Raw genomic sequence first — 26,806 nt, 5'->3', positions numbered from 1 at the left:
GATTAACCTGCAGCCGTTTCAGTTTGATTAAATTTGTCCGCAACCGGACGATTCGCTTTCGGCGTAGCATACCAATAACCCAATCCCATGAATACGGCGCCCGATAAAGTATTACCCAGCGTCACCCACAGCAGGTTATGCCCAATACCTGCCAGCGTGTAGGCTTCGCTGTGGTTACCGAACCAGGAGAGCGCGAACAGCGTCATGTTAGCGATGGAGTGCTCATAGCCAGACGCGATAAATGCCAGCAGACACCACCAGATAGCGATAAATTTCGCCGCCCCTTCAGTGCGCAGCGCCATCCAGATAGCCAGGCAAACCAGCCAGTTACACAATGCGCCTTTGAAGAACAGTACCATTGCCGGTGCAGTGGTTTTAGCCAGCGCGACGGAGTGAACGATGCTGGTATCTACCGGCAGCAGGCTACCGCCGCCCCAGCTATAAAGCATGGCAACGAAGACGGAACCTACCAGGTTACCCAGCCAGGTTTGCGGCAGGATTGCCCACATTTGCCCGTGGCTAATGGTGCCCGCTTTCACCCCAAAGGTGAGGAACATGGTGTGTCCGGTGAACAGTTCAGAACCGGCGATAATTACCAGCGTTAAGGCGATACCAAAGGTCGCGCCCATCACCAGAGGACGAACAGATGGATCGAGCAGGTTACCGAGCGTGAAAATCAGGATGATCCCAAGACCCACATACGCGCCCGCCATGGCGGAGCTGACCCAAAAGCCGAGCGGGTTATTTGCCGACAGGCGTGCAATGCGCGCAGCGTTAGCCGCACACTTATTAATAGTGTCTGTAAACATTTGATTATCCTTTAAAAAATAAAAACAAAAAATAAAACAAAAAGTTTAAAAAATGTCCTGCAATATACCGAAGGTCATTACAGGACAATGCAAAAAGGGGAGGCATTGCGCCTCCCGTTAAAACATTAACCGCGTAGCTGTACCACGCCGTCTTTCACTCGCGCTTCGTAATGCTTGACGGAAAACTGTTCGTCTTCCATGCACAAGCCGTCGCTTAAGCGAAAACGCTGTTTTTTCAGCGGGCTGGCTACCCACAGCTCGCCCTGGTGTTCCGCAATCAGCCCGCGTGACAGCACGCTGGATTCGAAGAACGGGTCGATGTTGCTGATCGCAAACACCTGGTCGCTGTGATACGGGCGGAAAATTGCTACCTGCTCGTCACCTAACAGCGCGCAGACGCCGGTTTCAGGCAGGATGTCATCGATTTTGCAGATGTCTTTCCACTGGCTCATGCGTTGTCCTCCACCAGAGTTACCGGGATACGTTCATACGGCGTTGCCGGACGGTGCTGTTCGCGCTCTGGCACCATCTGCACGTTCGGGTCACGCTTGTCGCTGTTGATGAAGTGTTTGAAGCGAGTCTGCGCGGACGGTGTATTGACCGTTTCAGTCCACTCACACACTACCGCTTCACGCAGGCGCGCCATCTCTTCTTCCAGATGTGCGTTCAGCCCCAGTTTGTCGTCAATGATCACCGCTTTCAGGTAATCGATGCCGCCTTCAAGGTTTTCTAACCACGGCGCGGTACGCGTCAGTTTGTCGGCGGTACGGATGTAGAACATCATGAAACGGTCGAGATATTTGATCAGCGTTTCGCGATCGATATCCGCCGCCAGCAGATCCGCATGACGCGGTTTCATGCCGCCGTTACCGCAAACGTACAGGTTCCAGCCTTTTTCGGTGGCGATGATACCCACGTCTTTACCCTGAGCTTCTGAACATTCACGGGTACAGCCAGAGACACCGAACTTCATTTTGTGCGGAGTACGGATGCCTTTGTAGCGGTTTTCCAGTTCCACGCCGAGACCCACGCTGTCGCCAACGCCGTAGCGGCACCAGGTGCTACCCACGCAGGTTTTCGCCATACGCAGTGCTTTCGCATAGGCATGACCGGTTTCGAAGCCGGCTTCAATCAGCTGACGCCAGATCTCCGGCAGATCGTCTTTCTGTGCGCCAAACATCGCCAGGCGCTGGGAGCCGGTGATTTTGGTGTAGAGATTAAATTCACGCGCGATACGACCTACCGCCATCAGCCCTTCCGGGGTGATTTCACCGCCCGGAGAACGCGGGATCACCGAGTAGGTGCCGTCTTTCTGGATGTTAGCGAGGAAGTTGTCGTTAGAATCCTGCAGCGGAGTATGTTCCGGCTTCAGAATGTATTCGTTCCAGCAGGAGGCCAGCAGCGAACCGACGGTCGGTTTACAAACTTCACAACCGTAGCCTTTGCCGTGTTTCGCCAGCAGTTCTTCGAAGGTTTTAATGCCTTCAACGCGGATCAAATGGAACAGTTCCTGACGCGAATAAGCAAAGTGTTCGCACAGGTTGTTGTTAACTTCGATACCCTGTTTCGCCAGTTCCGCATTCAGTACCTGAGTGACCAGCGGGATACAGCCGCCGCAGCCAGTACCGGCTTTGGTTTCGGCTTTCAGCGCCGCAACGGTGTGGCAGCCTTTGTTGATAGCAGCAATCAGGTCGCCTTTGGTGACGTCGAAGCAGGAGCAGATTTGCGCGCTGTCCGGCAGTTTATCTACACCGATAGACGGCTTACCGCTACCAGAGTGCGCTGGCAGGATCAGGGAATCCGGGTTTTCTGGCAGTTCGATAGCGTTCAGCACCAGTTGCAGCAGGTTGCCGTAATCGCTGGTATCGCCCACCAGTACCGCACCGAGCAGGGTTTTGTTGTCTTTGCTGACAACCAGGCGTTTGTAGATCTCTTTGCTTTCGTCGAGGTAAACATAGCTACGAGCGCCTGGTGTACGGCCATGCGCATCGCCAATACCGCCAACGTCCACGCCCAGTAGTTTCAGCTTGGCGCTAAGGTCAGCGCCTTCAAAGGCGTTTTCGCTACCGAGAATGTGGTCGACGGCGACCTGCGCCATTTTGTAGCCTGGTGCGACCAGACCAAAGACACGGTTGTTCCAGCTTGCGCATTCACCGATAGCGTAGATATCCGGATCGGAAGTCTGGCAGGAATCATTGATTACGATACCCCCACGCGGAGCAACGTCCAGACCACACTGGGTTGCCAGCTTATCGCGCGGACGGATACCGGTAGAGAAGACGATAAAGTCAACTTCCAGCTCGCTACCGTCGGCAAAACGCATGGTTTTACGCGCTTCGACACCTTCCTGCACAATTTCAAGGGTGTTTTTGCTGGTGTGAACGCGCACGCCCATACTTTCGATTTTGCGACGCAGCTGCTCGCCGCCCATCTGATCAAGCTGTTCCGCCATCAGCATAGGGGCAAATTCGATAACGTGGGTTTCAATGCCTAAGTTTTTCAGCGCGCCAGCGGCTTCCAGACCTAACAGGCCACCGCCAACAACGGCACCGCGCTTGCTGCGACGGGCGCAGGATTCAATCGCGTTGAGGTCTTCAATGGTGCGATAGACAAAGCAATCCTGGGTATCAGAACCTTTGATCGGCGGGATCCACGGGTAGGAACCGGTCGCCATGATCAGCTTGTCATAATAAACGGTACGCCCGGCGCTGGAGTGAATCACCTTCTCCTGACGGTTGATGGTGATAGCGCGTTCGCCGACCAGAACTTTAATGCCGTGTTTCTCGTAAAAGCCTTCGCGCACCAGCGACAGCTCTTCGGCGGTGTGGTGAGAGAAGTAAGACGAGAGGTGTACGCGGTCATAAGCGATGCGCGGTTCTTCACAGAAAACGGTAATATCAAAGTTGGCCGCATCAGATTTATCAAGAAGATCTTCGATAAAGCGATGGCCGACCATACCGTTACCGATAATTGCGAGTCTGACTTTGCTCATTTTTGCCTCGATTTCTTTTCTATTACCGCCTACCTTAACGATTCAGCAACCCCACTTATTGATGCAAATCAAATTCACCTTTATATACTCCTTAAGAGGTATATTGCTGATTTGTATAAATATTCTTAAGTCACGGAATTGTCTGACATTTCATGTTTGTGCAAAAAACAGACAAAATAAAAGCATTTATAGAGATGAAGGCACGTTGCGGGAGATGAGAGGAAAAAGCCGGACGACAAAAGTGCCGCCCGGCATTGGCAATTAATGAGAGGTCAGGGTGTTGTGCTGACGGTGACGGCTGACAAAACCTAACAGGAAGCACATCACGAATACCACAGCGTACAGACCGTTTGCAGTGAGCAGTGCCGCCTGTGGACCGCTATGTTCTACGATCGGACCGGTAACCACAAAGGTCAGCATGGTGCCGATGGTTCCACAGGTGAGTACGAAGTTAACCAGTTTTGGCGATGGTACTTTTGTCTGCTGGGAACCCAGAGTGATGATGGTGGTATAGATTGCGCTGGAGAAGAAGCCCAGAGCAAGAATAGACCATGCCATATGCGCTGGTGTTCCGGTGTTAAAGACGTACATCAGAATCGCAGCCAGGCCTGCCAGCACGGTCAGAATACGTTGCAGGTCAAAGAAACGCAGAATAAAGCTGAACGCCCACATGCCGACCATGTACGACATCCAGAAGTTGCTTACCAGCGTACCCGCGTCGTTCAGGCTCATGCCCAGACCTTTGGCGTACTCTGGCACCCAGGAGATAAAACCTAGCTGACCGAGGATGTAGCACAGCGCAGCAATAGAGAGAAACAGCACGCCGATCCCCCACTTTTCTTTCGCTACCGGGGCGTCAGCTTTTGGCGCATGTTTGCCCAGCGCCGGGAACTCACAGCCGAAGGTCAGAATAAAAATAGCGACGTACACCAACCCGATGCAGGCATAAACCCAGTACCACTCAATGCTGCGCGCCAGCAGAAATGCGGCGATCATCGGGAAAATCATCCCGGCCATACTGAAGAAGGAGTCGGTAAACAGCAGACGGGAACCGCGCTGGCGCCCTTCATACATTTGCGTTACCAGGAATGTACCAATCGACATGGTGATACCGCTGACCACCCCAAGGATGAACATCGCCGCCGAGAACAGCGCCAGGCTGTGGCTGAACATCAAACCGGCAACCGCCAGCACCATCAGGAGAAAGCCAAAACGTAACTGCGTTTTCAACGGGACGATTTCCATCAGCCAGGCGTTGAGGAAGATAGAGATTAAAATGCCGGCGTTGAGGAAGGTGAAGGTATTACTCATACTGGAAACGGGCAGATTGAAATAATCGGCGATATTTCCCATCACCATCCCGGTGACAATAACCAACGCACCGGTCAGTGCGTAGGAAAGAAAGCTAATCCATGTGAGCTTGATGCGATTGCTGTTAGTCATGATTGGCCTGCGTTCAAAAGTAAAATGGCATAGCGGGCTATGCCGCGAGCGGGCGATTTTAGGTGATTTTGTGATCTGATTAAATATTTAATTGCAAACGGTTGCTAATTTGCAAACGTTAAAGTGATTCTGATCACGAAATAAAAGTGATCATCAGGTTACATATATTTCAAGTACGTAAAATTAGGTAAAGGAATGGCCTTGTCATTGAAGGCTATTTAGAATCTCTCCACTTGCTTTTTTTCTGCTCTGTTTGTTAAGGAAATCTCATGTTCAAATCGACCCTGGCGGCGATGGCTGCTGTTTTCGCTCTTTCTGCTCTCTCACCCGTAGCAATGGCAGCGAAAGGGGATCCGCACGTATTGTTAACAACCTCTGCTGGTAATATCGAACTGGAGCTGGATAGCCAGAAAGCGCCGGTATCAGTGCAAAACTTTGTCGATTATGTGAACAGTGGTTTTTATAACAACACCACCTTTCACCGCGTTATCCCTGGCTTTATGATTCAGGGCGGCGGATTTACCGAGCAGATGCAGCAGAAAAAACCAAACCCGCCAATCAAAAATGAAGCCGATAACGGCCTGCGCAATACGCGCGGCACTATTGCTATGGCGCGAACTGCGGACAAAGACAGCGCAACCAGTCAGTTCTTTATCAACGTAGCCGACAATGCCTTCCTTGACCACGGTCAGCGTGATTTCGGCTACGCCGTCTTTGGTAAAGTGGTGAAAGGTATGGACGTTGCCGATAAGATTTCCCAGGTGCCGACTCATGACGTTGGTCCATACCAGAATGTGCCGTCAAAGCCGGTCGTTATCCTTTCCGCTAAAGTCCTGCCGTAACGATTTCTCGCGCGGGCAAAATTGTCCGCGCATCTGCTCTTCCGGCGTAACCCGGATTTGCCGCTTATACTTGTGGCAAATGGACACGTTCAGGGAGGCATCCAGTGAAGAAACTCACCGATAAGCAAAAGTCCCGTCTCTGGGAGCTTCAGCGTAATCGTAATTTCCAGGCCAGTCGCCGTCTTGAAGGCGTCGAGATGCCATTAGTCACTCTTACTGCCGCTGAGGCTTTGGTGCGCCTTGAAGAGCTAAGGAGGCACTATGAGCGATAAATTCGGCGAAGGGCGCGACCCGTATCTCTATCCTGGCCTCGATATCATGCGTAATCGGCTGGATATCCGCCAACAGCAGCGGCTGGAGCAGGCGGCTTACGAAATGACGGCGCTGCGTGCCGCGACCATTGAGCTTGGTCCGTTGGTGCGTGGTTTACCGCATTTGCGCGCTATTCATCGCCAGCTGTATCAGGATATTTTCGACTGGGCGGGGCAACTGCGTGAAGTCGATATTTATCAGGGGGATACGCCGTTCTGCCACTTTGCTTATATCGAAAAAGAGGGCAATGCCCTGATGCAGGATCTGGAGGAAGAAGGTTATCTGGTCGGCCTTGAGAAAGCGAAGTTCGTCGAGCGACTGGCGCACTACTATTGTGAAATCAATGTCCTGCATCCATTCCGTGCGGGAAGTGGCCTGGCACAGCGGATCTTCTTCGAGCAACTGGCTATTCATGCGGGCTATCAACTGAGCTGGCAGGGTATCGAAAAAGAGACCTGGAATCAGGCAAATCAGAGCGGGGCTATGGGCGATCTCTCTGCGCTGCAGACGATATTTAGCAAAGTGGTAAGCGAAGCCGGGGAATCTGAGTAAAATAGCGCGGTTCTTTCGTACCGGAGCCGCCATGATCCTGCTTATTGATAACTACGATTCTTTCACCTGGAACCTCTACCAGTACTTTTGTGAACTGGGGGCGGATGTGCTGGTTAAGCGCAACGATGCGTTGACGCTGGCGGATATCGACGCCCTTAAACCGCAGAAAATTGTCATCTCACCTGGCCCCTGTACGCCCAATGAAGCCGGGATCTCCCTTGAGACTATTCGTCACTATGCCGGACGCTTGCCGATTCTTGGCGTCTGCCTCGGTCATCAGGCGATGGCGCAGGCTTTTGGCGGCAAAGTCGTGCGCGCCGCAAAGGTCATGCACGGCAAAACTTCACCGATTACGCATAACGGCCAGGGGGTATTTCGCGGTCTGGCAAATCCACTCACCGTGACGCGCTACCATTCGCTGGTGGTAGAACCTGACTCATTGCCAGCGTGCTTTGACGTGACTGCCTGGAGCGAAACCCGCGAGATTATGGGGATTCGCCATCGCCAGTGGGATCTTGAAGGTGTGCAGTTCCACCCGGAAAGCATTCTCAGCGAACAGGGGCATCAATTGCTGGCGAATTTCCTGCATCGCTGATTTCTGGTTGCTATCTAGTGATTTTTTATGCATATTTTGTGATTATAATTTCACATTGATTTATGCGTAACAGGGTGATCATGAGATGGCAACTGAACAAGCAGCAATTACACGCGCGACTTTCGATGAAGTGATCCTGCCGATTTATGCACCGGCAGAGTTTATTCCGGTAAAAGGTCAGGGCAGCCGAGTCTGGGATCAGCAAGGCAAAGAGTACGTCGATTTCGCGGGTGGCATTGCGGTTACGGCATTAGGCCATTGCCATCCGGCGCTGGTGGAAGCGTTAAAAACCCAGGGGGAAACGCTATGGCATATCAGCAACGTTTTCACCAACGAACCGGCGCTGCGTCTTGGGCGTAAGCTGATCGAGGCAACCTTTGCCGAACGCGTGGTGTTTATGAACTCCGGGACGGAAGCCAACGAAACGGCCTTTAAACTGGCGCGTCATTACGCTTGCGTGCGCCATAGCCCGTTCAAAACCAAAATTATTGCCTTCCATAACGCCTTTCATGGACGCTCGCTGTTTACCGTCTCGGTAGGCGGGCAGCCAAAATATTCCGACGGCTTTGGGCCAAAACCGGCAGACATCATCCACGTTCCCTTTAACGATCTCCACGCAGTGAAAGCGGTGATGGATGATCACACCTGTGCGGTGGTGGTTGAGCCGATCCAGGGCGAGGGCGGTGTGACGGCAGCGACGCCAGAGTTTTTGCAGGGCTTGCGCGAGCTGTGCGATCAACATCAGTCATTATTGGTGTTTGATGAAGTGCAGTGCGGGATGGGGCGGACTGGCGATTTGTTTGCTTACATGTACTACGGCGTGACGCCGGATATTCTGACTTCTGCGAAAGCGTTAGGCGGCGGCTTCCCGATTAGCGCCATGCTGACCACGGCGGAAATTGCTTCTGCGTTTCATCCTGGTTCTCACGGTTCCACCTACGGCGGTAATCCTCTGGCCTGTGCAGTAGCGGGCGCGGCGTTTGATATCATCAATACCCCTGAAGTGCTGGAAGGCATTCAGGCGAAACGCCAGCGTTTTGTTGACCATTTGCAGAAGATCGATCAGCAGTACGATGTGTTTAGCGATATTCGCGGTATGGGGCTGTTGATTGGCGCGGAGCTTAAGCCACAGTACAAAGGTCGGGCGCGTGATTTCCTGTATGCGGGCGCAGAGGCAGGCGTAATGGTGCTGAATGCCGGACCGGATGTGATGCGTTTTGCACCATCGCTGGTGGTGGAAGATGCGGATATCGATGAAGGGATGCAACGTTTCGCCCACGCGGTGGCGAAGGTGATTGGGGCGTAAATAAGACGTGTCATCGTCGCATCAGGCAAAGCATGTCGGATGCGGCGTGAACGCCTAATCCGACCTACGGTTTGCTTCTGGCAATAATGATATTACGCCTTCGAATCCCGTAACTTCCGACTCAACCAAATCCCGTGATGCGGTCGCTGCCGCCAGGCCATCGCTGAAATGGTGTGCATTGTATTCAGATGGCCAATAACGCGTTGTAAATGCTGCTCCAGCGTGCCAGACGCGCCTTCGTGTGGCAGCATCTCTGGCGAGTCTATGATATTGGCGTCACCAGAACTCCCCGGTTCATCATATTCCAGCCGCTGCTGACAGCGTTGAATAGCGATTTCACAAGACTGCAAATACTCCTGCGCCAGTTCCGGCGGCAATGTCCGGTGCTCCCGCGCCAGCGTGGTCATGGCATTAATATGCTCAACAATAAACTGACTATGCGTAACCCACAGTTTCATATCTGCCAGATAATGGCTGTTAAACGCCGGTTCCTGCATCGCCTGGTTCAATGAGTTATACAAGGTGTTATGCGCCTGATTAACCCGCATTCGTTGCCAGGCTAGTGGCGTAGGTTGCGGATCTTTACTGAGGATCAGACGAATGGCCTCCTGGTAAGTTTCTAAGGCATCATGGGCGTTCTTGCGCAATAAGCCGCTCTGCCACTGCGGCCACAGCCAAACTGTGCCGCCGAAGGCAATCAGACAACCGATGATAGTATCGATTAGACGGGGGATGATGTACTGCTCGCCATTCAGCCATAACAGTTGCAGGGTATATACAGCGGTAATGGTAAAACCGACCGTCGCCCAGCCGTAGTTTTTGCGCAATATCAGGTAACTGGCGAGCGTGGTGAAAAGCATCAGCGTCAGGGTGTAACCTTCAGGGATTTTAAAGTGCAGTGCAACACCAGCAATAATTAATCCAACCACGGTTCCGACAGAACGATTCACAATTCGCAGACGAGTCGCGCCATAACCATTTTGCGTCACCAGCAATACCGTCATTAGTATCCAATAGGATTTCGGCAGATGCAGCGCGGTGCCCATCAGGCTGGCAACGCTTAACATCACACTCAGTCGTCCTGCATTACGCAGTGCTGGCGATTTCAGGGAAAGATAGCTTTTCAGCGCCGGGAGTAACGGCATTCGGCGCTGTTTATCGGCCAGTAAGTCACGGGTATAGAGTGGTTTTTGCGTTCGCAGCACGCGGGCGATGCGGCTGAAATGCCAGTAGCAGAATTGCCCTACAGGGTTATCCGGATGCTGGCGGGCGATTTTTTCCAGTGCGCCAATTTGCTTATCCATCGTAAAACGCGTCGGCAGGCGATGGTAAAGAATGTCATCAGCCAGCACGCGCAGGCGAGCGGCGACGGTTTGCGCATTCCAGCGGATAACTTCCTCCGCATGGCTACGCTCGACCAGCTTTTGCACCTCTTCTGGCTGATGCAAACTGACCGAGATGTGTTCCTGTAAATCCAGCGCCTCCTGGAAAATGCGCAGCATCCGCTTGTAATCGGTATTATTTTGCGCGGAAAGCATATGCATTTGCTGATAGCACTGGGTAATTAAATCGACCGCTTTTTGCTGGCGTTCCAGCAGCGGTGGCAACGCTTTCTCAGGATCGGTGTGCTGGGTAAGCAGGCTGTATTTGGCTTCGCAATAATCTGCCAGTTCACGGTACAGCAGGCTAAGTGACTCGCGTAGCGGTTGTTCGCGCCAGAGCCAGAACCAAAACCAGTTAAACAGCCCATACCAGAGTGTACCCAACGCATAGATGAGCAACGGTTCCCAGACGGGCATGTATCCCGCCAGACTTAAGGTAAAAATAGCTGCCAGCAGCGATGCGGGAAGTAATTTTGCGTGTAATGGCCCTAACTCGGCAGTAACGCCAAGTATCAACGTTAACCCTGTCAGCAGAAATGGCAGGGGGATATCTTTTTCCAGCAGCAGTTGTGTTAGCAAGCTGCAGGTGGCAAACAGCGACGCACCAATAATTAAACGTTTGAAAAAGCGTTTATGGGGCGTATCAAGCCCCGCAATATTGCAACAGGCGGGGACGAGGGAAAAGAGCAGCCCAAGCCTTAATTCGCCAAGCAATAGACCAACGGCCACGGGCAAACATAGCACCAGCGTTTGTCGTAGTGCATAGTTGATATCAGGATGGTAAATCAGTCTGCGCCACATCGGGTTAAACAAAATGGCGCGCTACTCAGTAACGCGCCACTCCGACGGGATTAACGAGTGCCGTAAACGACGATGGTTTTACCGTGTGCGGAGATCAGGTTCTGATCTTCCAGCATCTTCAGAATGCGCCCCACGGTTTCACGAGAACAGCCGACAATCTGACCGATTTCCTGACGGGTAATTTTGATTTGCATACCGTCTGGGTGAGTCATGGCATCCGGTTGTTTTGCCAGGTTCAGCAGAGTCTGTGCAATGCGGCCTGTTACATCGAGGAATGCCAGGTTGCCCACTTTCTCTGAAGTGACTTGCAGGCGACGTGCCATCTGTGCGGAGAGACGCATCAGAATATCCGGGTTTACCTGAATTAATTGGCGGAATTTTTTGTAGGAAATTTCAGCCACTTCACAGGCGGTTTTCGCACGTACCCATGCGCTACGTTCCTGGCCTTCTTCAAACAGGCCCAGTTCGCCAATGAAATCACCCTGATTCAGATAAGAGAGGATCATTTCTTTACCCTCCTCGTCTTTGATCAGCACTGCCACAGAGCCTTTAACGATGTAGTACAGCGTTTCCGCTTTTTCACCCTGGTGAATAAGCGTGCTCTTGGATGGGTACTTATGAATGTGGCAATGAGACAAGAACCATTCGAGAGTCGGGTCTGTTTGCGGTTTGCCAAGCACCATGCGCGGTTATCCTCTGTTATAAGCTTTCTCCAGAGCCAGAAAACGCCGCTGTCTCTGGATTGCCGAAATGTGCTTCCCGCTACCTGGGAAGGGGCTATCAACTGAACTGCACGGTAATGTGACGTCCTTTACATACATGCAGTACATCAATGTATTACTGTAGCATCCTGACTGTTTTAGCATAGCTTTCGCGTTGTGTCTCCTGGTGTCTCGCTTCAGCATGACCCAGGTCGCCTTCCGTTGCGCGATTTGGTCAGTACGCGTACTCTGTCAGGAAAATTGACGCAATGGAGTTTCGATTATGCAAGCGCGTGTGAAGTGGGTCGAAGGGTTAACCTTTCTGGGCGAATCCGCCTCTGGTCACCAGATTTTAATGGACGGCAACTCAGGCGATAAAGCGCCAAGTCCGATGGAAATGGTGTTGATGGCGGCGGGTGGTTGCAGCGCCATTGATGTGGTTTCTATCCTGCAAAAAGGGCGTCAGGATGTGGTCGATTGTGAAGTAAAATTGACCTCTGAACGCCGCGAAGAGGCACCACGCCTGTTTACGCACATTAATCTGCATTTTATCGTCACCGGTCGCGACCTGAAGGATGCAGCGGTTGCGCGTGCGGTTGATCTCTCAGCCGAGAAGTATTGCTCAGTCGCGTTGATGCTGGAAAAAGCGGTAAATATTACTCACTCGTATGAAGTGGTTGCCGCGTGATTTAACTATCCCGTTGTGAAGCCGGAGAGTATTTTATCCGGCTTAATAGCAGAGTTACTCGATTTTCTTCCCTTCCATCAGTCGTTGCACCAGCGGCAGCATAATTAACTCCATTGCCAGACCCATTTTGCCGCCCGGCACCACTAATGTATTGATGTGGGAAATGAACGAGCCTTGCAGCATCGCCAACAGCCAGGGGAAATCGATTCCTTCCAGATTTCGAAAATGGATTACCACAAAGCTTTCATCCAGCGATGGGATGCCTTTTGCGGCGAAGGGGTTTGAGGTGTCAACGGTGGGGACGCGCTGGAAGTTAATGTGGGTGCGAGAAAACTGCGGTGTGATGTAGTTGATATAGTCTTCCATTGAGCGAACTACCGAGTCCATCACCGCTTCTCGCGAGTGCCCGCGCTCGCTGGTGTCGCGGATGAGTTTTTGAATCCACTCCAGGTTAACGATAGGCACTACACCAACCAGTAAATCCACATGCTGCGCGACGTTATGTTGTGGTGTGACCACGCCGCCGTGCAAACCTTCATAAAACAGCACATCGGTGGGTTCTGGCAGCGCCTGCCACGGGGTAAACGTACCAGGCACCTGATTCCACGGTACGGCTTCGTCGTAGGTATGCAGATATTTGCGAGATTTCCCTTTGCCGCTCAGGCCGTATTCAATGAAGGTTTGTTCCAGCAGGCCGAAGTCGTTAGCTTCGGGGCCGAAGTAACTGATATGCCGCCCGGCGTCGCGCGCTTTGCGGATCGCCATGTCCATTTCCGGGCGGGTGTAACGGTGAAAACTGTCGCCTTCTACCTCGGCTGAGCGCAGATTTAACTGCGCGAAGATTTTTCGAAACGCGAGGCTGGTAGTGGTGGTTCCCGCGCCGCTGGATCCTGTTACCGCAATGACCGGATGTTTGGCAGACATAGTAACTCCATGACTTAGCTATCATTATTATCTCGTCCGCCGACGGTTGCAGGTTATTCGCGAAACTGACTGCGCGGCATGATATTGACCGTTTCGTGCAGCTCCGACCATACCAGCACCGCTTCTCCGCACTGTAGCTGGCGTTTGACGTCGGCGACTTTCTGTTCAAGTGTACGCTCATGTTCACCATAATCGGTGCCTTCACGTAACACAAAGCTTTCAATTAAATTTTCCAGCGTTTCGGGGGAGAGGTCTTGCCACGGAATCAACATGATTTCGCCTCCAGATACGTTGTTAACCAGTCAGGAATGCGTGACTCCAGCCACATTTGCGGATGAAGTAATGTACCGCCAATAAAGCCAACATGACCGCCATGTTCCGTCAGTTGATACTCCACCTGTGGTGGGAGATTTTCCGGTTTCGGGATCACCTGATGATCCATAAACGGATCGTCTTTGGCGTGAATAATCAGCGTGGGTTTGGCGATCCGATTGAGCATCGGCATGGCGCTACACTGACGATAATAGTCGATAGCGTCGGCGTAGCCGTGAATTTTGGCGGTGATCAGATCGTCAAATTCGCGGATGCGGCGTACCGATTTCAACTGTGCGAGATTAATCGGCAGCGTTCCGGGGTAGGCCGCCAGTTTGCGCGCAGCATTGGCTTTTAACAAGTTCAGCAAGTAACGCTGATAAACGCGGGAGAAGCCTTTATCCATGTGATAACTACAGGCTTCCAGCATAAACGGTGCAGAGACAATCGCCGCCGCATCAATCGGGAGGTCATTGCCTTCTTTGGCCAGCAAACAGGCCAGCATATTACCGCCGAGCGAATAGCCGACGGCAGCCGTTGGCGCATGACCAAATTCGCGTTGCAGCCAGCGTAAAAACCAACTGGCATCTTCGGTTTCGCCCGAATGGTAAATGCGGTGCATCCGGTTTGGTTCACCGCTGCACCCGCGAAAATGCATCACCACGCCCAGCCAGCCGCGCTTTTGCGCTGCCTCAACCAGACCATGTGCATAAGGACTATTGAGGCTGCCTTCGAGACCGTGGAAGACCACCAGACGCGGTTTATGCTTCGCTTGTGTGGGGTCTTCACTCCACGCGAGATCGACAAAGTCGCCGTCGGGCAACTCCAGCCGCTGCCAGTGCGGGATGAATTTCACCTGACGACGAAACAGACGCGGCAGCATGGTTTGGAGATGACAATTGCTGAAACCGCGCATAGGGGTAAATTCAACACTGCTGCTGAATACATTGGCATCGGTCGTCGTTATCTGCGCCATCAGTTGCTTTGGCCTTCCAGGAGCATCTGTTCCAGTTGCTCCTGGGCTTCCAGCCACGCCATTTCGCACTCTTCCAGCCCGGATTTGGCGCTGGCTTGTTGTTGCAGGCAGGCGGTCAGTTCTGCTTTACGGCTCTGGTCATACAGCTCGCTGTCGCCAAGTTTCTCTTCCGCCTGCGCCAGTTGCGCGTTCAGCTTCTCCATCTCTTTTTCCAGACGGGCGATCTCTTTACGCAGCGGCTGGGTTTGCGCACGCAACTCTGCTTCCCGACGCTTCTGATCTTTACGTGCCTGGGCGCTGTTAGCGTTCTCTTTTGGCGCTTCGTCGGCCTGGTTTTCCTGCTTTTGTACGTCGCTTAACCACTGTTGATAATCTTCCAGATCGCCGTCGAACGGTTCGACTTTACGATCGTGAACCAGATAGAGATCGTCAGTGGTGGAACGCAGCAAATGACGGTCGTGCGAGACGACAACCAGCGCGCCTTCAAACTCGATCAATGCTTCGGTGAGTGCCTGGCGCATGTCGAGGTCAAGGTGGTTGGTCGGTTCGTCGAGCAGCAGCAGATTCGGGCGCTGCCAGACAATTAAAGCCAGCACCAGGCGCGCTTTTTCGCCACCGGAGAAGCGGCGCGTTTCTTCCGTCACTTTATCGCCCTGGAAACCAAAACCGCCGAGATAGTCACGCAGTTTTTGCTCCAGTTCCTGCGGTGCTAAACGCGCCAGATGCTGAATAGGCGATTCGTCAGCGCGCAGGTATTCCAGTTGATGCTGGGCGAAGTAGCCGAGTTTGATCCCTTTCGCCAGGCCAATTTCTCCGCTGACTGGCGCAAGTTCACCGGCTAACAGTTTGATTAATGTCGATTTACCCGCGCCGTTGCGGCCTAACAGACCAATGCGCGAACCCGGCACCAGATTCAGTTTTATCGAGTCGAGAATAATGCGATCGCCATAGCCCGCACTGACTTTTTCCATCTTCAACAACGGATTAGGCAGGCTTTCCGGCGCGCGGAAGCTAAAGCGGAACGGGTTATCGACGTGCGCGGGGGCAATCAGCTCCATGCGCTCAAGCATCTTAATGCGGCTCTGTGCCTGCTTCGCTTTAGTGGCTTTGGCACGGAAACGGTCGATATAACTTTGCAGATGCGCTACACGTTCTTGTTGGCTTTCATACATCGCCTGTTGCTGCGCCAGGCGGGTGGCGCGCTGCACTTCAAACGAGCTGTAGTTACCTGTGTACTCGAACATGCTTTGCTGTTCGATATGAATAATTTTATCGACGATCGGATCGAGGAAGTCGCGGTCGTGAGAGATCAGGATCAGCGTGCCCTGATAGCTCTTCAGCCATTTTTCCAGCCAGATAACCGCATCAAGATCGAGGTGGTTAGTCGGTTCGTCGAGCAGCAGCAAGTCTGAACGGCAAATCAGCGCCTGGGCGAGGTTAAGACGCATACGCCAGCCACCGGAGAAATCACTCACCGGGCGCTCCAGTTGTTCGTTGCTGAAACCGAGGCCGTGCAGCAGGCTGGCGGCGCGGGAGCGAATACTCCACGCGTCGATAGCATCCAGCTTGCCATGAATGGTGGCGATGGCGTGCCCGTCGTTACGTTCGTTGGCGTCGTGCAACTGCGCTTCCAGTTGGCGATATTCGCGGTCGCCATCAATGACATATTCCAGCGCAGGTTGCGGTAGCGCCGGCGTTTCCTGATTCACCCACGCCAGTTGCCAGTTACCAGGAAAGGTGTAGCTGCCGCCGTCGGCGCTGATTTCATTTTTCAGCAATGCCAGCAGGGTAGATTTACCACAGCCGTTTTTACCCACCAGGCCGACTTTCTGCCCAGGGTTGATGGTGGCGGTGGCATTATCCAGCAGGACGCGCACGCCGCGACGAATTTGTAACGAGGAGAAAACAATCATAAGGCGCCGTATGTTCAGACTATGTTAACTTATCATTATGATAATGTAATGTATGGGCGAGCTGCCGCACCGGGCGCAATGGTAGCCCAAAACAGCGACTATACACAAAAACCATACCGGGAGGGGGATGATGTCTCAGCCAGCGAAAGTTTTGCTGCTGTATGCCCATCCGGAATCTCAGGACTCGGTGGCAAACCGGGTACTGCTTAAACCGGCCACGCAGCTCAGCAATGTTACCGTGCACGACCTTTACGCGCACTATCCCGATTTTTTTATTGATATCCCCCGTGAGCAGGCATTACTGCGCGAGCACGAGGTGATTGTCTTTCAGCATCCTCTTTATACCTATAGCTGCCCGGCGCTACTGAAAGAGTGGCTGGACCGGGTATTAAGCCGTGGTTTTGCCAGCGGGCCGGGGGGAAACCAACTGGCGGGAAAGTACTGGCGTAGCGTGATCACCACTGGCGAGCCGGAAAGTGCTTACCGTTATGACGCGTTGAATCGCTACCCGATGAGCGATGTTCTGCGCCCCTTTGAACTGGCGGCGGGCATGTGCCGGATGCATTGGTTAAGCCCCATTATTATTTACTGGGCGAGACGGCAAAGCGCACAGGAGCTGGCGAGTCACGCCAGAGCCTACGGCGACTGGCTGGCAAATCCACTGCCCCCAGGAGGCCGCTGATGGAAGGTTCCGATTTTTTACTCGCGGGAGTGCTGTTTCTCTTCGCGGCGGTGGCTGCGGTGCCGCTGGCATCGCGGCTGGGTATTGGCGCTGTGTTGGGATATTTGCTGGCAGGGATTGCGATTGGCCCATGGGGGCTTGGGTTTATTAGCGACGTCGATGAGATCCTCCACTTTTCGGAACTCGGCGTGGTGTTCCTGATGTTTATCATTGGGCTGGAGTTGAATCCCTCCAAGCTTTGGCAATTGCGACGCTCGATTTTTGGCGTAGGCGCGGCACAGGTACTGTTAAGCGCGGCGTTGCTGGCGGGATTATTGATGCTGACGGATTTCGCCTGGCAGGCGGCGGTGGTAGGTGGCATTGGTCTGGCGATGTCTTCAACCGCAATGGCGTTGCAACTGATGCGTGAGAAAGGGATGAATCGAAGCGAATCCGGGCAGCTCGGGTTTTCGGTTCTGCTATTTCAGGATCTGGCGGTGATCCCGGCGCTGGCGTTAGTGCCATTGTTGGCGGGTTCGGCAGACGAACATTTCGACTGGATGAAGATCGGCATGAAGGTGCTGGCATTTGTCGGTATGTTGATTGGTGGGCGCTATTTACTGCGCCCGGTATTCCGTTTTATTGCAGCTTCTGGCGTGCGGGAAGTGTTCACCGCCGCGACGCTGCTGCTGGTGCTGGGTTCCGCATTGTTTATGGATGCGCTGGGGCTGTCGATGGCGCTCGGTACGTTTATTGCGGGCGTGCTGCTGGCGGAAAGTGAATATCGCCATGAACTGGAAACGGCTATCGATCCGTTTAAAGGCTTACTGCTCGGGCTATTTTTTATCTCCGTCGGGATGTCGCTAAACCTCGGGGTGCTTTATACCCATCTGTTGTGGGTAGTGATAAGCGTGGTCGTGCTGGTGGCGGTGAAAATTCTTGTGCTGTATCTGTTAGCGCGCCTGTATGGCGTGCGCAGTTCTGAGCGGATGCAGTTTGCTGGCGTGCTGAGCCAGGGCGGTGAATTTGCCTTTGTGCTCTTTTCTACCGCTTCTTCACAACGCTTATTCCAGGGCGACCAGATGGCGCTGTTACTGGTGACGGTCACGCTTTCCATGATGACCACGCCGCTGCTGATGAAGCTGGTGGATAAATGGCTATCCCGCCAGTTTAACGGAACGGAAGAAGAAGATGAAAAACCGTGGGTCAACGATGATAAACCGCAGGTCATTGTCGTGGGCTTTGGGCGTTTTGGTCAGGTGATTGGTCGTTTGTTGATGGCGAATAAAATGCGCATTACCGTGCTGGAGCGGGACATCAGCGCCGTGAACCTGATGCGCAAATATGGCTACAAAGTTTATTACGGCGACGCTACGCAGGTAGATCTTTTACGTTCTGCGGGCGCAGAGGCCGCAGAGTCTATCGTCATTACCTGTAACGAGCCGGAAGACACCATGAAGCTGGTGGAAATATGCCAGCAGCACTTCCCGCATTTGCATATTCTTGCGCGAGCGCGCGGACGTGTCGAAGCACATGAGTTATTACAAGCAGGGGTGACACAGTTTTCCCGTGAAACATTCTCCAGTGCGTTAGAGCTGGGGCGCAAGACGTTAGTGTCGCTAGGTATGCATCCACACCAGGCGCAGCGGGCGCAACTGCATTTTCGTCGCCTGGATATGCGAATGCTGCGGGAACTTATCCCGATGCACGCTGATACCGTACAAATTTCTCGCGCCAGGGAAGCCCGACGCGAACTGGAAGAGATTTTCCAGCGTGAAATGCAACAAGAACGACGCCAAATGGATGGCTGGGATGAATTTGAGTAGAGGGTGAAGATGGCAATCCGAAAACGTTTTATTGCTGGCGCGAAATGTCCAGCCTGTCAGGCGCAAGACTCAATGGCGATGTGGCGCGAAAATAATATTGATATTGTTGAATGTGTTAAGTGTGGGCATCAGATGCGTGAAGCCGATAAAGAAGCCCGCGATCACGTTCGCAAAGATGAGCAAGTGATTGGGATTTTTCATCCGGACTAGCGATATGCGCCGAGTTTTTTTAAGCTAGTGAGTACACGGCAGCAGAATTCCGATACAATCTGCGCCACTATTCTTCCCATGCTCAGGAGATATCATGAAAGTAGCAAAAGACCTGGTGGTCAGCCTGGCCTATCAGGTACGTACAGAAGACGGTGTGTTGGTTGATGAGTCTCCGGTGAGTGCGCCGCTGGACTACCTGCATGGTCACGGTTCCCTGATCTCTGGCCTGGAAACGGCGCTGGAAGGTCATGAAGTTGGCGACAAATTTGATGTAGCTGTTGGCGCGAACGACGCTTACGGCCAGTACGACGAAAACCTGGTGCAGCGCGTTCCTAAAGACGTATTTATGGGCGTTGATGAACTGCAGGTAGGTATGCGTTTCCTGGCTGAAACTGACCAGGGTCCGGTGCCGGTTGAGATCACTGCTGTTGAAGACGATCACGTCGTGGTTGATGGTAACCACATGCTGGCGGGTCAGAACCTGAAATTCAACGTTGAAGTTGTGGCGATTCGCGAAGCGACTGAAGAAGAACTGGCTCATGGTCACGTTCATGGCGCGCACGATCATCACCACGATCACGACGGTTGCTGCGGCGGTCACGATCACGGTCATGAACACGGTGGCGAAGGCTGCTGTGGTGGTAAAGGTAACGGCGGTTGCGGTTGCCACTAATACCGTAACGGTATCAAAAAAGCGGGAATTACCCGCTTTTTTTTCGCCTCAGTAATGTGGCGGTGGCGTTTCTTCAGCCTGCGACGCGATGTTCGACGGCTGGCTGGCTTTTAACTTCTCAGTAAGCAGACGCAGATGATCGCGCAGTTTTGCCATCTCCATTTCATGAGCGGTCACCGTGACGTTCAGTTCTTCAATGGTGATTTCCTGAAAAGCCAGTCGGCTCTCCAGCTCTGCCAGGCGTGCTTCCATCGATAAATCCTGCATGGTTCACCTCTTTGGTCGAATGATCGCTGCGGATTCTACTTAACTTTGCTGCCAGAGACAGCACTCATTTCGCGACATCGAAACTAATTTAAACAAAAAGAGTCTGAAAATAGATGATAATAGGGCGTGTCTGTATGTAGATTTATCCGACAACGCTTTATAGTACCCTTCTGATAATAGTTAACCCTGGGGTGAGATGCCCCGAGCCTGGAGATATGGATGAAATCACTGTTTAAAGTAACGCTGCTGGCGACCACAATGGCCGTTGCCCTGCATACACCAATTACTTTTGCTGCCGAAGCGGCGAAACCTGCCACAACTGCTGACAGCAAAGCAGCGTTCAAAAATGACGATCAGAAATCAGCTTACGCACTGGGTGCTTCGCTGGGTCGTTACATGGAAAATTCTCTGCAAGAACAAGAAAAGTTGGGCATTAAGCTGGATAAAGATCAGCTGATCGCCGGTGTCCAGGATGCGTTTGCCGATAAGAGCAAACTTTCCGATCAAGAGATCGAACAGACTCTGCAAGCATTCGAAGCTCGCGTGAAGTCTTCTGCTCAGGCGAAGATGGAAAAAGACGCGGCTGATAACGAAGCTAAAGGCAAAGAGTACCGCGAGAAATTTGCTAAAGAGAAAGGTGTGAAAACCTCTTCGACTGGCCTGGTTTATCAAGTAGTAGAAGCCGGTAAAGGCGAAGCACCGAAAGACAGCGATACTGTTGTAGTGAACTACAAGGGTACGCTGATCGACGGTAAAGAGTTCGATAACTCTTACACCCGTGGTGAACCGCTCTCTTTCCGTCTGGACGGCGTTATCCCAGGCTGGACCGAAGGCCTGAAGAACATCAAGAAAGGTGGCAAGATCAAATTGGTTATTCCACCAGAGTTGGCTTACGGTAAAGCGGGTGTTCCGGGGATCCCACCAAACTCTACTCTGGTATTTGACGTAGAGTTGCTGGATGTGAAACCAGCGCCGAAGGCTGATGCGAAGCCAGAAGCCGATGCGAAAGCCGCAGATTCTGCTAAAAAATAAGCATTAAGAACCGCCGCCTGACCAGGCGGCGGTTTTTTTTATTACAGGCCGGATATAATTAGTGCTGGAAAGCGGAACCTCCGCTGTATTAATTTAGTTACCCGCATCATTAATGAGCCTGCCCTGAAAAGTTAACGACAGGCTCCTGAAAAGGAGTGTTTTTTTTCATGTCCAGGTCGCTTTTAACCAATGAAACCAGTGAGTTGGATTTACTGGATCAACGTCCTTTCGACCAGACCGATTTTGATATTCTGAAATCCTACGAAGCTGTGGTGGACGGGTTAGCGATGCTCATTGGCTCCCACTGTGAAATCGTTTTGCACTCTTTGCAGGATTTGAAATGTTCAGCCATTCGTATTGCCAACGGTGAACATACAGGCCGGAAGATTGGTTCGCCGATTACCGATCTGGCGCTGCGTATGCTGCACGATATGACGGGGGCGGATAGCAGCGTTTCTAAATGCTATTTTACTCGCGCCAAAAGCGGTGTATTAATGAAGTCCCTGACTATCGCCATTCGTAACCGCGAACAGCGTGTAATTGGTCTGCTGTGCATCAATATGAATCTTGATGTTCCCTTCTCGCAGATTATGAGCACTTTTGTGCCGCCAGAAACCCCGGATGTCGGTTCAAGCGTCAACTTTGCCTCTTCTGTTGAAGATCTGGTTACCCAAACGCTGGAGTTCACCATCGAAGAAGTGAATGCCGATCGCAATGTTGCCAATAACGCCAAAAATCGTCAGATCGTGCTGAATCTCTACGAGAAAGGGATCTTCGATATTAAAGACGCGATCAACCAGGTTGCAGATCGTCTGAACATCTCCAAGCACACTGTTTATCTCTATATCCGTCAGTTCAAGAGCGGTGATTTCCAGGGGCAAGAGAAGTAATGCGTTTTGCCATCGTGGTAACCGGGCCAGCATACGGTACGCAACAGGCGAGTAGTGCTTTTCAGTTTGCGCAGGCGCTGATAGCAGAAGGCCATGAGTTAAGCAGCGTCTTTTTCTATCGTGAAGGGGTCTATAACGCTAACCAATTGACCTCACCGGCAAGCGATGAATTTGACCTTGTGCGTGGCTGGCAACAACTGAATACACAACATGGTGTGGCGCTGAACATTTGCGTGGCGGCAGCATTACGTCGCGGTATCGTCGATGAAACTGAAGCTGGAAGACTCGGTCTGGCATCTGTAAATCTCCAGCCGGGCTTTACCTTAAGTGGTCTTGGCGCTCTGGCTGAAGCCTCGCTGACTTGCGACAGGGTGGTACAGTTCTGATGAAACGAATTGCGTTTGTTTTTTCTACTGCACCTCATGGTACAGCTGCTGGCCGTGAAGGATTAGATGCTTTATTGGCGACTTCCGCATTAACTGACGAGCTCGCCGTCTTCTTTATTGCCGATGGCGTTTTTCAGCTTCTGCCTGGGCAAAAGCCCGATGCGGTGCTGGCGCGTGATTATATCGCAACCTTTAAACTGCTGGGGCTGTATGATATTGAACAGTGCTGGGTTTGTGCGGCTTCACTACGTGAACGTGGGTTAGATCCGCAGACACCCTTTGTTGTCGACGTCACTCCGCTCGAAGCAGAAGCATTACGTCGGGAACTCGGCAACTACGATGTTATTTTGAGATTTTGAGGCTTACATGCTGCATACATTACATCGCTCACCCTGGCTGACGGATTTTCCTGCGCTGCTGCGTCTGCTCAGCGAGGGGGATGAACTGCTGTTATTGCAGGATGGCGTAACTGCCGCAGCTGATGGTAACCGCTACCTTGAAAGTTTGCGTAATGCCCCCATTAAGGTCTATGCCCTGAACGAAGACCTCATCGCTCGTGGTTTGGTTGGTCGAATTTCGAACGATATCACTCCCATTGACTATACTGATTTCGTCAGACTTACGGTTAAGCACACCAGCCAGGTCGCCTGGTAACGGTGGGATCGTTGTATATTTCTTGACACCTTTTCGGCATCGCCCTAAAATTCGGCGTCCTCATATTGTGTGAGGACGTTTTATTACGTGTTTACGAAGCAAAAGCTAAAACCAGGAGCTATTTAATGGCAACAGTTAACCAGCTGGTACGCAAACCACGTGCTCGCAAAGTTGCGAAAAGCAACGTGCCTGCGCTGGAAGCATGCCCGCAAAAACGTGGCGTATGTACTCGTGTATATACTACCACTCCTAAAAAACCGAACTCCGCACTGCGTAAAGTATGCCGTGTTCGTCTGACTAACGGTTTCGAAGTGACTTCCTACATCGGTGGTGAAGGTCACAACCTGCAGGAGCACTCCGTGATCCTGATCCGTGGCGGTCGTGTTAAAGACCTCCCGGGTGTTCGTTACCACACCGTACGTGGTGCGCTTGACTGCTCCGGCGTTAAAGACCGTAAGCAGGCTCGTTCCAAGTATGGCGTGAAGCGTCCTAAGGCTTAATGGTTCTCCGTTAAGTAAGGCCAAACGTTTTAACTTAAATGTCAAACTAAACTCGTAGAGTTTTGGACAATCCTGAATTAACAACGGAGTATTTCCATGCCACGTCGTCGCGTCATTGGTCAGCGTAAAATTCTGCCGGATCCGAAGTTCGGATCAGAACTGCTGGCTAAATTTGTAAATATCCTGATGGTAGATGGTAAAAAATCTACTGCCGAATCTATCGTATACAGCGCGCTGGAGACCCTGGCTCAGCGTTCTGGTAAATCTGAACTGGAAGCATTCGAAGTAGCTCTCGAAAACGTGCGCCCGACTGTCGAAGTTAAGTCTCGCCGCGTTGGTGGTTCTACTTATCAGGTACCAGTTGAAGTCCGTCCGGTTCGTCGTAATGCTCTGGCAATGCGTTGGATCGTTGAAGCTGCTCGTAAACGCGGTGATAAATCCATGGCTCTGCGCCTGGCGAACGAACTTTCCGATGCTGCAGAAAACAAAGGTACTGCAGTTAAGAAACGTGAAGACGTTCACCGTATGGCCGAAGCCAACAAGGCGTTCGCACACTACCGTTGGTAATCCCTTCGGAGTTTTAGTCACCAGGCGGGCGCTTCCAGTAAGCAGCCCGCTTTGGGCTACTTAAATTGAACGCCTAAAAGATAAACGAGGAAACAAATGGCTCGTACAACACCCATCGCACGCTACCGTAACATCGGTATCAGTGCGCACATCGACGCCGGTAAAACCACTACTACCGAACGTATTCTGTTCTACACCGGTGTAAACCATAAAATCGGTGAAGTTCATGACGGCGCTGCAACCATGGACTGGATGGAGCAGGAGCAGGAACGTGGTATTACCATCACTTCCGCTGCGACTACTGCATTCTGGTCTGGTATGGCTAAGCAGTATGAGCCGCATCGCATCAACATCATCGACACCCCGGGGCACGTTGACTTCACAATCGAAGTAGAACGTTCCATGCGTGTTCTCGATGGTGCGGTAATGGTTTACTGCGCAGTTGGTGGTGTTCAGCCGCAGTCTGAAACCGTATGGCGTCAGGCAAACAAATATAAAGTTCCGCGCATTGCGTTCGTTAACAAAATGGACCGCATGGGTGCGAACTTCCTGAAAGTTGTTAACCAGATCAAAACCCGTCTGGGCGCGAACCCGGTTCCGCTGCAGCTGGCGATTGGTGCTGAAGAACATTTCACCGGTGTTGTTGACCTGGTGAAAATGAAAGCTATCAACTGGAACGACGCTGACCAGGGCGTAACCTTCGAATACGAAGATATCCCGGCAGACATGGTTGAACTGGCTAACGAATGGCACCAGAACCTGATCGAATCCGCAGCTGAAGCTTCTGAAGAGCTGATGGAAAAATACCTGGGTGGTGAAGAACTGACTGAAGCAGAAATCAAAGGTGCTCTGCGTCAGCGCGTTCTGAACAACGAAATCATCCTGGTAACCTGTGGTTCTGCGTTCAAGAACAAAGGTGTTCAGGCGATGCTGGATGCGGTAATTGATTACCTGCCATCCCCGGTTGACGTACCTGCGATCAACGGTATCCTGGACGACGGTAAAGACACTCCGGCTGAGCGTCACGCAAGTGATGACGAGCCGTTCTCTGCACTGGCGTTCAAAATCGCTACCGACCCGTTTGTTGGTAACTTGACCTTCTTCCGTGTGTACTCCGGTGTGGTTAACTCTGGTGATACCGTACTGAACTCCGTGAAAGCTGCACGTGAGCGTTTCGGTCGTATCGTTCAGATGCACGCTAACAAACGTGAAGAGATCAAAGAAGTTCGCGCGGGCGACATCGCTGCTGCAATCGGTCTGAAAGACGTAACTACTGGTGACACCCTGTGTGACCCGGATGCGCCGATCATTCTGGAACGTATGGAATTCCCTGAGCCGGTAATCTCCATCGCAGTTGAACCGAAAACCAAAGCTGACCAGGAAAAAATGGGTCTGGCTCTGGGCCGTCTGGCTAAAGAAGACCCGTCTTTCCGTGTATGGACTGACGAAGAATCTAACCAGACCATCATCGCGGGTATGGGTGAGCTGCACCTCGACATCATCGTTGACCGTATGAAGCGTGAATTCAACGTTGAAGCGAACGTAGGTAAACCGCAGGTTGCTTACCGTGAAACTATCCGCCAGAAAGTTACCGATGTTGAAGGTAAACACGCGAAACAGTCTGGTGGTCGTGGTCAGTATGGTCATGTTGTTATCGACATGTACCCGCTGGAGCCGGGTTCTAACCCGAAAGGCTACGAGTTCATCAACGACATTAAAGGTGGTGTAATCCCTGGCGAATACATCCCGGCCGTTGATAAAGGTATCCAGGAACAGCTGAAAGCAGGTCCGCTGGCAGGCTACCCGGTAGTAGACATGGGTATTCGTCTGCACTTCGGTTCTTACCATGACGTTGACTCCTCTGAACTGGCGTTTAAACTGGCTGCTTCTATCGCCTTTAAAGAAGGCTTTAAGAAAGCGAAACCAGTTCTGCTTGAGCCGATCATGAAGGTTGAAGTAGAAACTCCGGAAGAGAACACCGGTGACGTTATCGGTGACTTGAGCCGTCGTCGTGGTATGCTCAAAGGTCAGGAATCTGAAGTTACTGGCGTTAAGATCCACGCTGAAGTACCGCTGTCTGAAATGTTCGGATATGCAACTCAGCTGCGTTCTCTGACCAAAGGTCGCGCATCATACACTATGGAATTCCTGAAGTATGATGAAGCGCCGAGTAACGTTGCTCAGGCCGTAATTGAAGCCCGTGGTAAATAAGCCTCAGGGTTAATACCAAAGTCCCGTGCTCTCTCCTGAAGGGGAGAGCACTATAGTAAGGAATATAGCCGTGTCTAAAGAAAAATTTGAACGTACAAAACCGCACGTTAACGTTGGTACTATCGGCCACGTTGACCACGGTAAAACTACTCTGACCGCTGCAATCACCACCGTACTGGCTAAAACCTACGGCGGTGCTGCTCGTGCATTCGACCAGATCGATAACGCGCCGGAAGAAAAAGCTCGTGGTATCACCATCAACACTTCTCACGTTGAATACGACACCCCGACCCGTCACTACGCGCACGTAGACTGCCCGGGGCACGCCGACTATGTTAAAAACATGATCACCGGTGCTGCGCAGATGGACGGCGCGATCCT

30 protein-coding genes are annotated in these 26,806 nt (G+C 52.2%); 19 read left to right on the top strand and 11 right to left on the bottom strand.

Annotated features, from left to right (window positions below):
• Positions 1-2: 2 nt before the first annotated feature.
• The 4 genes from nirC to tsgA form a co-directional block, all read right to left on the bottom strand.
• A complete protein-coding gene (nirC, locus tag A7Z29_RS11565; RefSeq protein WP_000493563.1) occupies positions 3-809 on the bottom strand; it encodes a nitrite transporter NirC in 807 nt (268 codons plus the stop codon).
• Positions 810-934: 125 nt separating this feature from the next.
• The gene (nirD, locus tag A7Z29_RS11560; RefSeq protein WP_000084764.1) at positions 935-1,261 is read right to left on the bottom strand and encodes a nitrite reductase small subunit NirD; all 327 of its coding nucleotides are present in this window, start codon (positions 1,259-1,261) and stop codon (positions 935-937) included.
• The gene (nirB, locus tag A7Z29_RS11555) at positions 1,258-3,801 is read right to left on the bottom strand and encodes an NADPH-nitrite reductase large subunit (protein WP_105290259.1); all 2,544 of its coding nucleotides are present in this window, start codon (positions 3,799-3,801) and stop codon (positions 1,258-1,260) included. The genes nirD and nirB overlap by 4 nt, the downstream gene beginning before the upstream one ends.
• 261 nt (positions 3,802-4,062) lie before the next feature.
• Positions 4,063-5,244: an MFS transporter TsgA gene (gene tsgA / locus A7Z29_RS11545; protein ID WP_000185241.1), complete on the bottom strand. Its 1,182-nt coding sequence runs from the start codon at positions 5,242-5,244 to the stop codon at positions 4,063-4,065.
• Between the two features lie 269 nt (positions 5,245-5,513).
• Between tsgA and ppiA the strand changes: the two genes are divergently transcribed.
• From ppiA to argD, 5 genes are all read left to right on the top strand, one after another.
• Positions 5,514-6,086, top strand: coding sequence for a peptidylprolyl isomerase A (gene ppiA / locus A7Z29_RS11540; RefSeq protein ID WP_000477233.1), 573 nt, complete (start codon positions 5,514-5,516; stop codon positions 6,084-6,086).
• 104 nt (positions 6,087-6,190) lie between these two features.
• Positions 6,191-6,358, top strand: a complete 168-nt coding sequence (locus A7Z29_RS11535; RefSeq protein WP_000736864.1) for a YhfG family protein — start codon at positions 6,191-6,193, stop codon at positions 6,356-6,358.
• A complete protein-coding gene (locus tag A7Z29_RS11530) occupies positions 6,348-6,950 on the top strand; it encodes a putative adenosine monophosphate-protein transferase Fic (RefSeq protein ID WP_001280620.1) in 603 nt (200 codons plus the stop codon). The genes A7Z29_RS11535 and A7Z29_RS11530 overlap by 11 nt, the downstream gene beginning before the upstream one ends.
• Positions 6,951-6,981: 31 nt before the next feature.
• Positions 6,982-7,545: an aminodeoxychorismate synthase component 2 gene (pabA, locus tag A7Z29_RS11525; RefSeq protein WP_000601866.1), complete on the top strand. Its 564-nt coding sequence runs from the start codon at positions 6,982-6,984 to the stop codon at positions 7,543-7,545.
• Positions 7,546-7,630: 85 nt separating this feature from the next.
• Entirely contained in the window at positions 7,631-8,851 is a 1,221-nt protein-coding gene (gene argD / locus A7Z29_RS11520) for a bifunctional acetylornithine/succinyldiaminopimelate transaminase (RefSeq protein WP_105290258.1), read from the top strand.
• A 92-nt stretch (positions 8,852-8,943) separates the two neighbouring features.
• On the opposite strand, the gene A7Z29_RS11515 is transcribed toward argD, so the two are convergent.
• A complete protein-coding gene (locus A7Z29_RS11515; RefSeq protein WP_000269294.1) occupies positions 8,944-11,034 on the bottom strand; it encodes a YccS/YhfK family putative transporter in 2,091 nt (696 codons plus the stop codon).
• A 50-nt stretch (positions 11,035-11,084) separates the two neighbouring features.
• Positions 11,085-11,717, bottom strand: coding sequence for a cAMP-activated global transcriptional regulator CRP (gene crp / locus A7Z29_RS11510; protein WP_000242755.1), 633 nt, complete (start codon positions 11,715-11,717; stop codon positions 11,085-11,087).
• Between the two features lie 301 nt (positions 11,718-12,018).
• On the opposite strand from crp, the gene A7Z29_RS11500 reads away from it, so the two are divergent.
• A complete protein-coding gene (locus tag A7Z29_RS11500) occupies positions 12,019-12,423 on the top strand; it encodes an OsmC family protein (protein WP_001148908.1) in 405 nt (134 codons plus the stop codon).
• Positions 12,424-12,477: 54 nt separating this feature from the next.
• On the opposite strand, the gene A7Z29_RS11495 is transcribed toward A7Z29_RS11500, so the two are convergent.
• Genes A7Z29_RS11495 through A7Z29_RS11480 form a run of 4 tightly spaced genes read right to left on the bottom strand, consistent with a single transcriptional unit; the run spans position 12,478 to position 16,548 of the window.
• The gene (locus A7Z29_RS11495; protein WP_001274699.1) at positions 12,478-13,347 is read right to left on the bottom strand and encodes a phosphoribulokinase; all 870 of its coding nucleotides are present in this window, start codon (positions 13,345-13,347) and stop codon (positions 12,478-12,480) included.
• A gap of 53 nt (positions 13,348-13,400) precedes the next feature.
• The gene (locus A7Z29_RS11490) at positions 13,401-13,619 is read right to left on the bottom strand and encodes a YheU family protein (RefSeq protein ID WP_000907085.1); all 219 of its coding nucleotides are present in this window, start codon (positions 13,617-13,619) and stop codon (positions 13,401-13,403) included.
• Positions 13,613-14,635 carry a hydrolase gene (locus A7Z29_RS11485; protein WP_105290257.1) on the bottom strand — a complete coding sequence of 341 codons (1,023 nt, stop codon included), beginning with the start codon at positions 14,633-14,635 and terminating at the stop codon, positions 13,613-13,615. Before A7Z29_RS11485 ends, A7Z29_RS11490 begins: the two co-directional genes overlap by 7 nt.
• The gene (locus A7Z29_RS11480; RefSeq protein ID WP_105290256.1) at positions 14,635-16,548 is read right to left on the bottom strand and encodes an ABC transporter ATP-binding protein; all 1,914 of its coding nucleotides are present in this window, start codon (positions 16,546-16,548) and stop codon (positions 14,635-14,637) included. The genes A7Z29_RS11485 and A7Z29_RS11480 overlap by 1 nt, the downstream gene beginning before the upstream one ends.
• A gap of 130 nt (positions 16,549-16,678) precedes the next feature.
• Here A7Z29_RS11480 and kefG point away from each other — a divergent pair, with 130 nt between their 5' ends.
• The 4 genes from kefG to slyD all read left to right on the top strand — a co-directional run bounded on the left by kefG (position 16,679) and on the right by slyD (position 19,918).
• On the top strand, positions 16,679-17,230 hold the full coding sequence (kefG, locus tag A7Z29_RS11470) for a glutathione-regulated potassium-efflux system ancillary protein KefG (protein ID WP_001411441.1): 552 nt from the start codon (positions 16,679-16,681) through the stop codon (positions 17,228-17,230).
• Positions 17,230-19,035 carry a glutathione-regulated potassium-efflux system protein KefB gene (gene kefB / locus A7Z29_RS11465; protein WP_000399133.1) on the top strand — a complete coding sequence of 602 codons (1,806 nt, stop codon included), beginning with the start codon at positions 17,230-17,232 and terminating at the stop codon, positions 19,033-19,035. The genes kefG and kefB overlap by 1 nt, the downstream gene beginning before the upstream one ends.
• Before the next feature lie 9 nt (positions 19,036-19,044).
• Complete coding sequence (locus A7Z29_RS11460) at positions 19,045-19,245, top strand: YheV family putative zinc ribbon protein (RefSeq protein WP_001007730.1); 201 nt, start codon at positions 19,045-19,047, stop codon at positions 19,243-19,245.
• A 94-nt stretch (positions 19,246-19,339) separates the two neighbouring features.
• Complete coding sequence (gene slyD / locus A7Z29_RS11455; protein WP_032226631.1) at positions 19,340-19,918, top strand: peptidylprolyl isomerase; 579 nt, start codon at positions 19,340-19,342, stop codon at positions 19,916-19,918.
• Between the two features lie 48 nt (positions 19,919-19,966).
• Here slyD and A7Z29_RS11450 read toward each other — a convergent pair whose 3' ends face one another.
• Positions 19,967-20,185: a protein SlyX gene (locus A7Z29_RS11450; protein WP_001153620.1), complete on the bottom strand. Its 219-nt coding sequence runs from the start codon at positions 20,183-20,185 to the stop codon at positions 19,967-19,969.
• A gap of 219 nt (positions 20,186-20,404) precedes the next feature.
• On the opposite strand from A7Z29_RS11450, the gene fkpA reads away from it, so the two are divergent.
• The 9 genes from fkpA to A7Z29_RS11405 all read left to right on the top strand — a co-directional run.
• Positions 20,405-21,217: an FKBP-type peptidyl-prolyl cis-trans isomerase gene (gene fkpA, locus A7Z29_RS11445; protein WP_000838278.1), complete on the top strand. Its 813-nt coding sequence runs from the start codon at positions 20,405-20,407 to the stop codon at positions 21,215-21,217.
• Positions 21,218-21,384: 167 nt separating this feature from the next.
• Positions 21,385-22,107, top strand: coding sequence for a helix-turn-helix transcriptional regulator (locus tag A7Z29_RS11440; RefSeq protein ID WP_010348315.1), 723 nt, complete (start codon positions 21,385-21,387; stop codon positions 22,105-22,107).
• Positions 22,107-22,493: a sulfurtransferase complex subunit TusD gene (gene tusD, locus A7Z29_RS11435; RefSeq protein ID WP_001209695.1), complete on the top strand. Its 387-nt coding sequence runs from the start codon at positions 22,107-22,109 to the stop codon at positions 22,491-22,493. Before A7Z29_RS11440 ends, tusD begins: the two co-directional genes overlap by 1 nt.
• A complete protein-coding gene (tusC, locus tag A7Z29_RS11430; RefSeq protein ID WP_032226629.1) occupies positions 22,493-22,852 on the top strand; it encodes a sulfurtransferase complex subunit TusC in 360 nt (119 codons plus the stop codon). Before tusD ends, tusC begins: the two co-directional genes overlap by 1 nt.
• A gap of 7 nt (positions 22,853-22,859) precedes the next feature.
• Complete coding sequence (tusB, locus tag A7Z29_RS11425) at positions 22,860-23,147, top strand: sulfurtransferase complex subunit TusB (RefSeq protein ID WP_000903390.1); 288 nt, start codon at positions 22,860-22,862, stop codon at positions 23,145-23,147.
• A gap of 125 nt (positions 23,148-23,272) precedes the next feature.
• Positions 23,273-23,647, top strand: a complete 375-nt coding sequence (gene rpsL, locus A7Z29_RS11420) for a 30S ribosomal protein S12 (protein WP_000246815.1) — start codon at positions 23,273-23,275, stop codon at positions 23,645-23,647.
• A 96-nt stretch (positions 23,648-23,743) separates the two neighbouring features.
• Positions 23,744-24,214 carry a 30S ribosomal protein S7 gene (rpsG, locus tag A7Z29_RS11415; RefSeq protein ID WP_001138043.1) on the top strand — a complete coding sequence of 157 codons (471 nt, stop codon included), beginning with the start codon at positions 23,744-23,746 and terminating at the stop codon, positions 24,212-24,214.
• A 96-nt stretch (positions 24,215-24,310) separates the two neighbouring features.
• Positions 24,311-26,425, top strand: coding sequence for an elongation factor G (gene fusA / locus A7Z29_RS11410; protein WP_000124700.1), 2,115 nt, complete (start codon positions 24,311-24,313; stop codon positions 26,423-26,425).
• A gap of 70 nt (positions 26,426-26,495) precedes the next feature.
• Positions 26,496-26,806: GTP-binding protein (locus A7Z29_RS11405; protein WP_000031691.1), on the top strand; the 311-nt coding region annotated here is incomplete at its 3' end.

It is taken from the genome of Escherichia sp. MOD1-EC6842 (assembly GCF_002965705.1).
In the GTDB taxonomy this organism is placed as follows: Bacteria; Pseudomonadota; Gammaproteobacteria; order Enterobacterales; family Enterobacteriaceae; genus Escherichia; species Escherichia ruysiae.
This window is presented reverse-complemented; position numbering and strand designations above follow the sequence as displayed.

What these genes read in the sequence shown, in the direction of transcription:
- nirC (WP_000493563.1), bottom strand. Translation starts at nt 809, where the DNA reads ATGTTTACAGACACTATTAATAAGTGTGCGGCTAACGCTGCGCGCATT.
- nirD (WP_000084764.1), bottom strand. Translation starts at nt 1,261, where the DNA reads ATGAGCCAGTGGAAAGACATCTGCAAAATCGATGACATCCTGCCTGAA.
- nirB (WP_105290259.1), bottom strand. Translation starts at nt 3,801, where the DNA reads ATGAGCAAAGTCAGACTCGCAATTATCGGTAACGGTATGGTCGGCCAT.
- tsgA (WP_000185241.1), bottom strand. Translation starts at nt 5,244, where the DNA reads ATGACTAACAGCAATCGCATCAAGCTCACATGGATTAGCTTTCTTTCC.
- ppiA (WP_000477233.1), top strand. Translation starts at nt 5,514, where the DNA reads ATGTTCAAATCGACCCTGGCGGCGATGGCTGCTGTTTTCGCTCTTTCT.
- A7Z29_RS11530 (WP_001280620.1), top strand. Translation starts at nt 6,348, where the DNA reads ATGAGCGATAAATTCGGCGAAGGGCGCGACCCGTATCTCTATCCTGGC.
- pabA (WP_000601866.1), top strand. Translation starts at nt 6,982, where the DNA reads ATGATCCTGCTTATTGATAACTACGATTCTTTCACCTGGAACCTCTAC.
- argD (WP_105290258.1), top strand. Translation starts at nt 7,631, where the DNA reads ATGGCAACTGAACAAGCAGCAATTACACGCGCGACTTTCGATGAAGTG.
- A7Z29_RS11515 (WP_000269294.1), bottom strand. Translation starts at nt 11,034, where the DNA reads ATGTGGCGCAGACTGATTTACCATCCTGATATCAACTATGCACTACGA.
- crp (WP_000242755.1), bottom strand. Translation starts at nt 11,717, where the DNA reads ATGGTGCTTGGCAAACCGCAAACAGACCCGACTCTCGAATGGTTCTTG.
- A7Z29_RS11500 (WP_001148908.1), top strand. Translation starts at nt 12,019, where the DNA reads ATGCAAGCGCGTGTGAAGTGGGTCGAAGGGTTAACCTTTCTGGGCGAA.
- A7Z29_RS11495 (WP_001274699.1), bottom strand. Translation starts at nt 13,347, where the DNA reads ATGTCTGCCAAACATCCGGTCATTGCGGTAACAGGATCCAGCGGCGCG.
- A7Z29_RS11490 (WP_000907085.1), bottom strand. Translation starts at nt 13,619, where the DNA reads ATGTTGATTCCGTGGCAAGACCTCTCCCCCGAAACGCTGGAAAATTTA.
- A7Z29_RS11485 (WP_105290257.1), bottom strand. Translation starts at nt 14,635, where the DNA reads ATGGCGCAGATAACGACGACCGATGCCAATGTATTCAGCAGCAGTGTT.
- A7Z29_RS11480 (WP_105290256.1), bottom strand. Translation starts at nt 16,548, where the DNA reads ATGATTGTTTTCTCCTCGTTACAAATTCGTCGCGGCGTGCGCGTCCTG.
- kefG (WP_001411441.1), top strand. Translation starts at nt 16,679, where the DNA reads ATGTCTCAGCCAGCGAAAGTTTTGCTGCTGTATGCCCATCCGGAATCT.
- kefB (WP_000399133.1), top strand. Translation starts at nt 17,230, where the DNA reads ATGGAAGGTTCCGATTTTTTACTCGCGGGAGTGCTGTTTCTCTTCGCG.
- A7Z29_RS11460 (WP_001007730.1), top strand. Translation starts at nt 19,045, where the DNA reads ATGGCAATCCGAAAACGTTTTATTGCTGGCGCGAAATGTCCAGCCTGT.
- slyD (WP_032226631.1), top strand. Translation starts at nt 19,340, where the DNA reads ATGAAAGTAGCAAAAGACCTGGTGGTCAGCCTGGCCTATCAGGTACGT.
- A7Z29_RS11450 (WP_001153620.1), bottom strand. Translation starts at nt 20,185, where the DNA reads ATGCAGGATTTATCGATGGAAGCACGCCTGGCAGAGCTGGAGAGCCGA.
- fkpA (WP_000838278.1), top strand. Translation starts at nt 20,405, where the DNA reads ATGAAATCACTGTTTAAAGTAACGCTGCTGGCGACCACAATGGCCGTT.
- A7Z29_RS11440 (WP_010348315.1), top strand. Translation starts at nt 21,385, where the DNA reads ATGTCCAGGTCGCTTTTAACCAATGAAACCAGTGAGTTGGATTTACTG.
- tusD (WP_001209695.1), top strand. Translation starts at nt 22,107, where the DNA reads ATGCGTTTTGCCATCGTGGTAACCGGGCCAGCATACGGTACGCAACAG.
- tusC (WP_032226629.1), top strand. Translation starts at nt 22,493, where the DNA reads ATGAAACGAATTGCGTTTGTTTTTTCTACTGCACCTCATGGTACAGCT.
- tusB (WP_000903390.1), top strand. Translation starts at nt 22,860, where the DNA reads ATGCTGCATACATTACATCGCTCACCCTGGCTGACGGATTTTCCTGCG.
- rpsL (WP_000246815.1), top strand. Translation starts at nt 23,273, where the DNA reads ATGGCAACAGTTAACCAGCTGGTACGCAAACCACGTGCTCGCAAAGTT.
- rpsG (WP_001138043.1), top strand. Translation starts at nt 23,744, where the DNA reads ATGCCACGTCGTCGCGTCATTGGTCAGCGTAAAATTCTGCCGGATCCG.
- fusA (WP_000124700.1), top strand. Translation starts at nt 24,311, where the DNA reads ATGGCTCGTACAACACCCATCGCACGCTACCGTAACATCGGTATCAGT.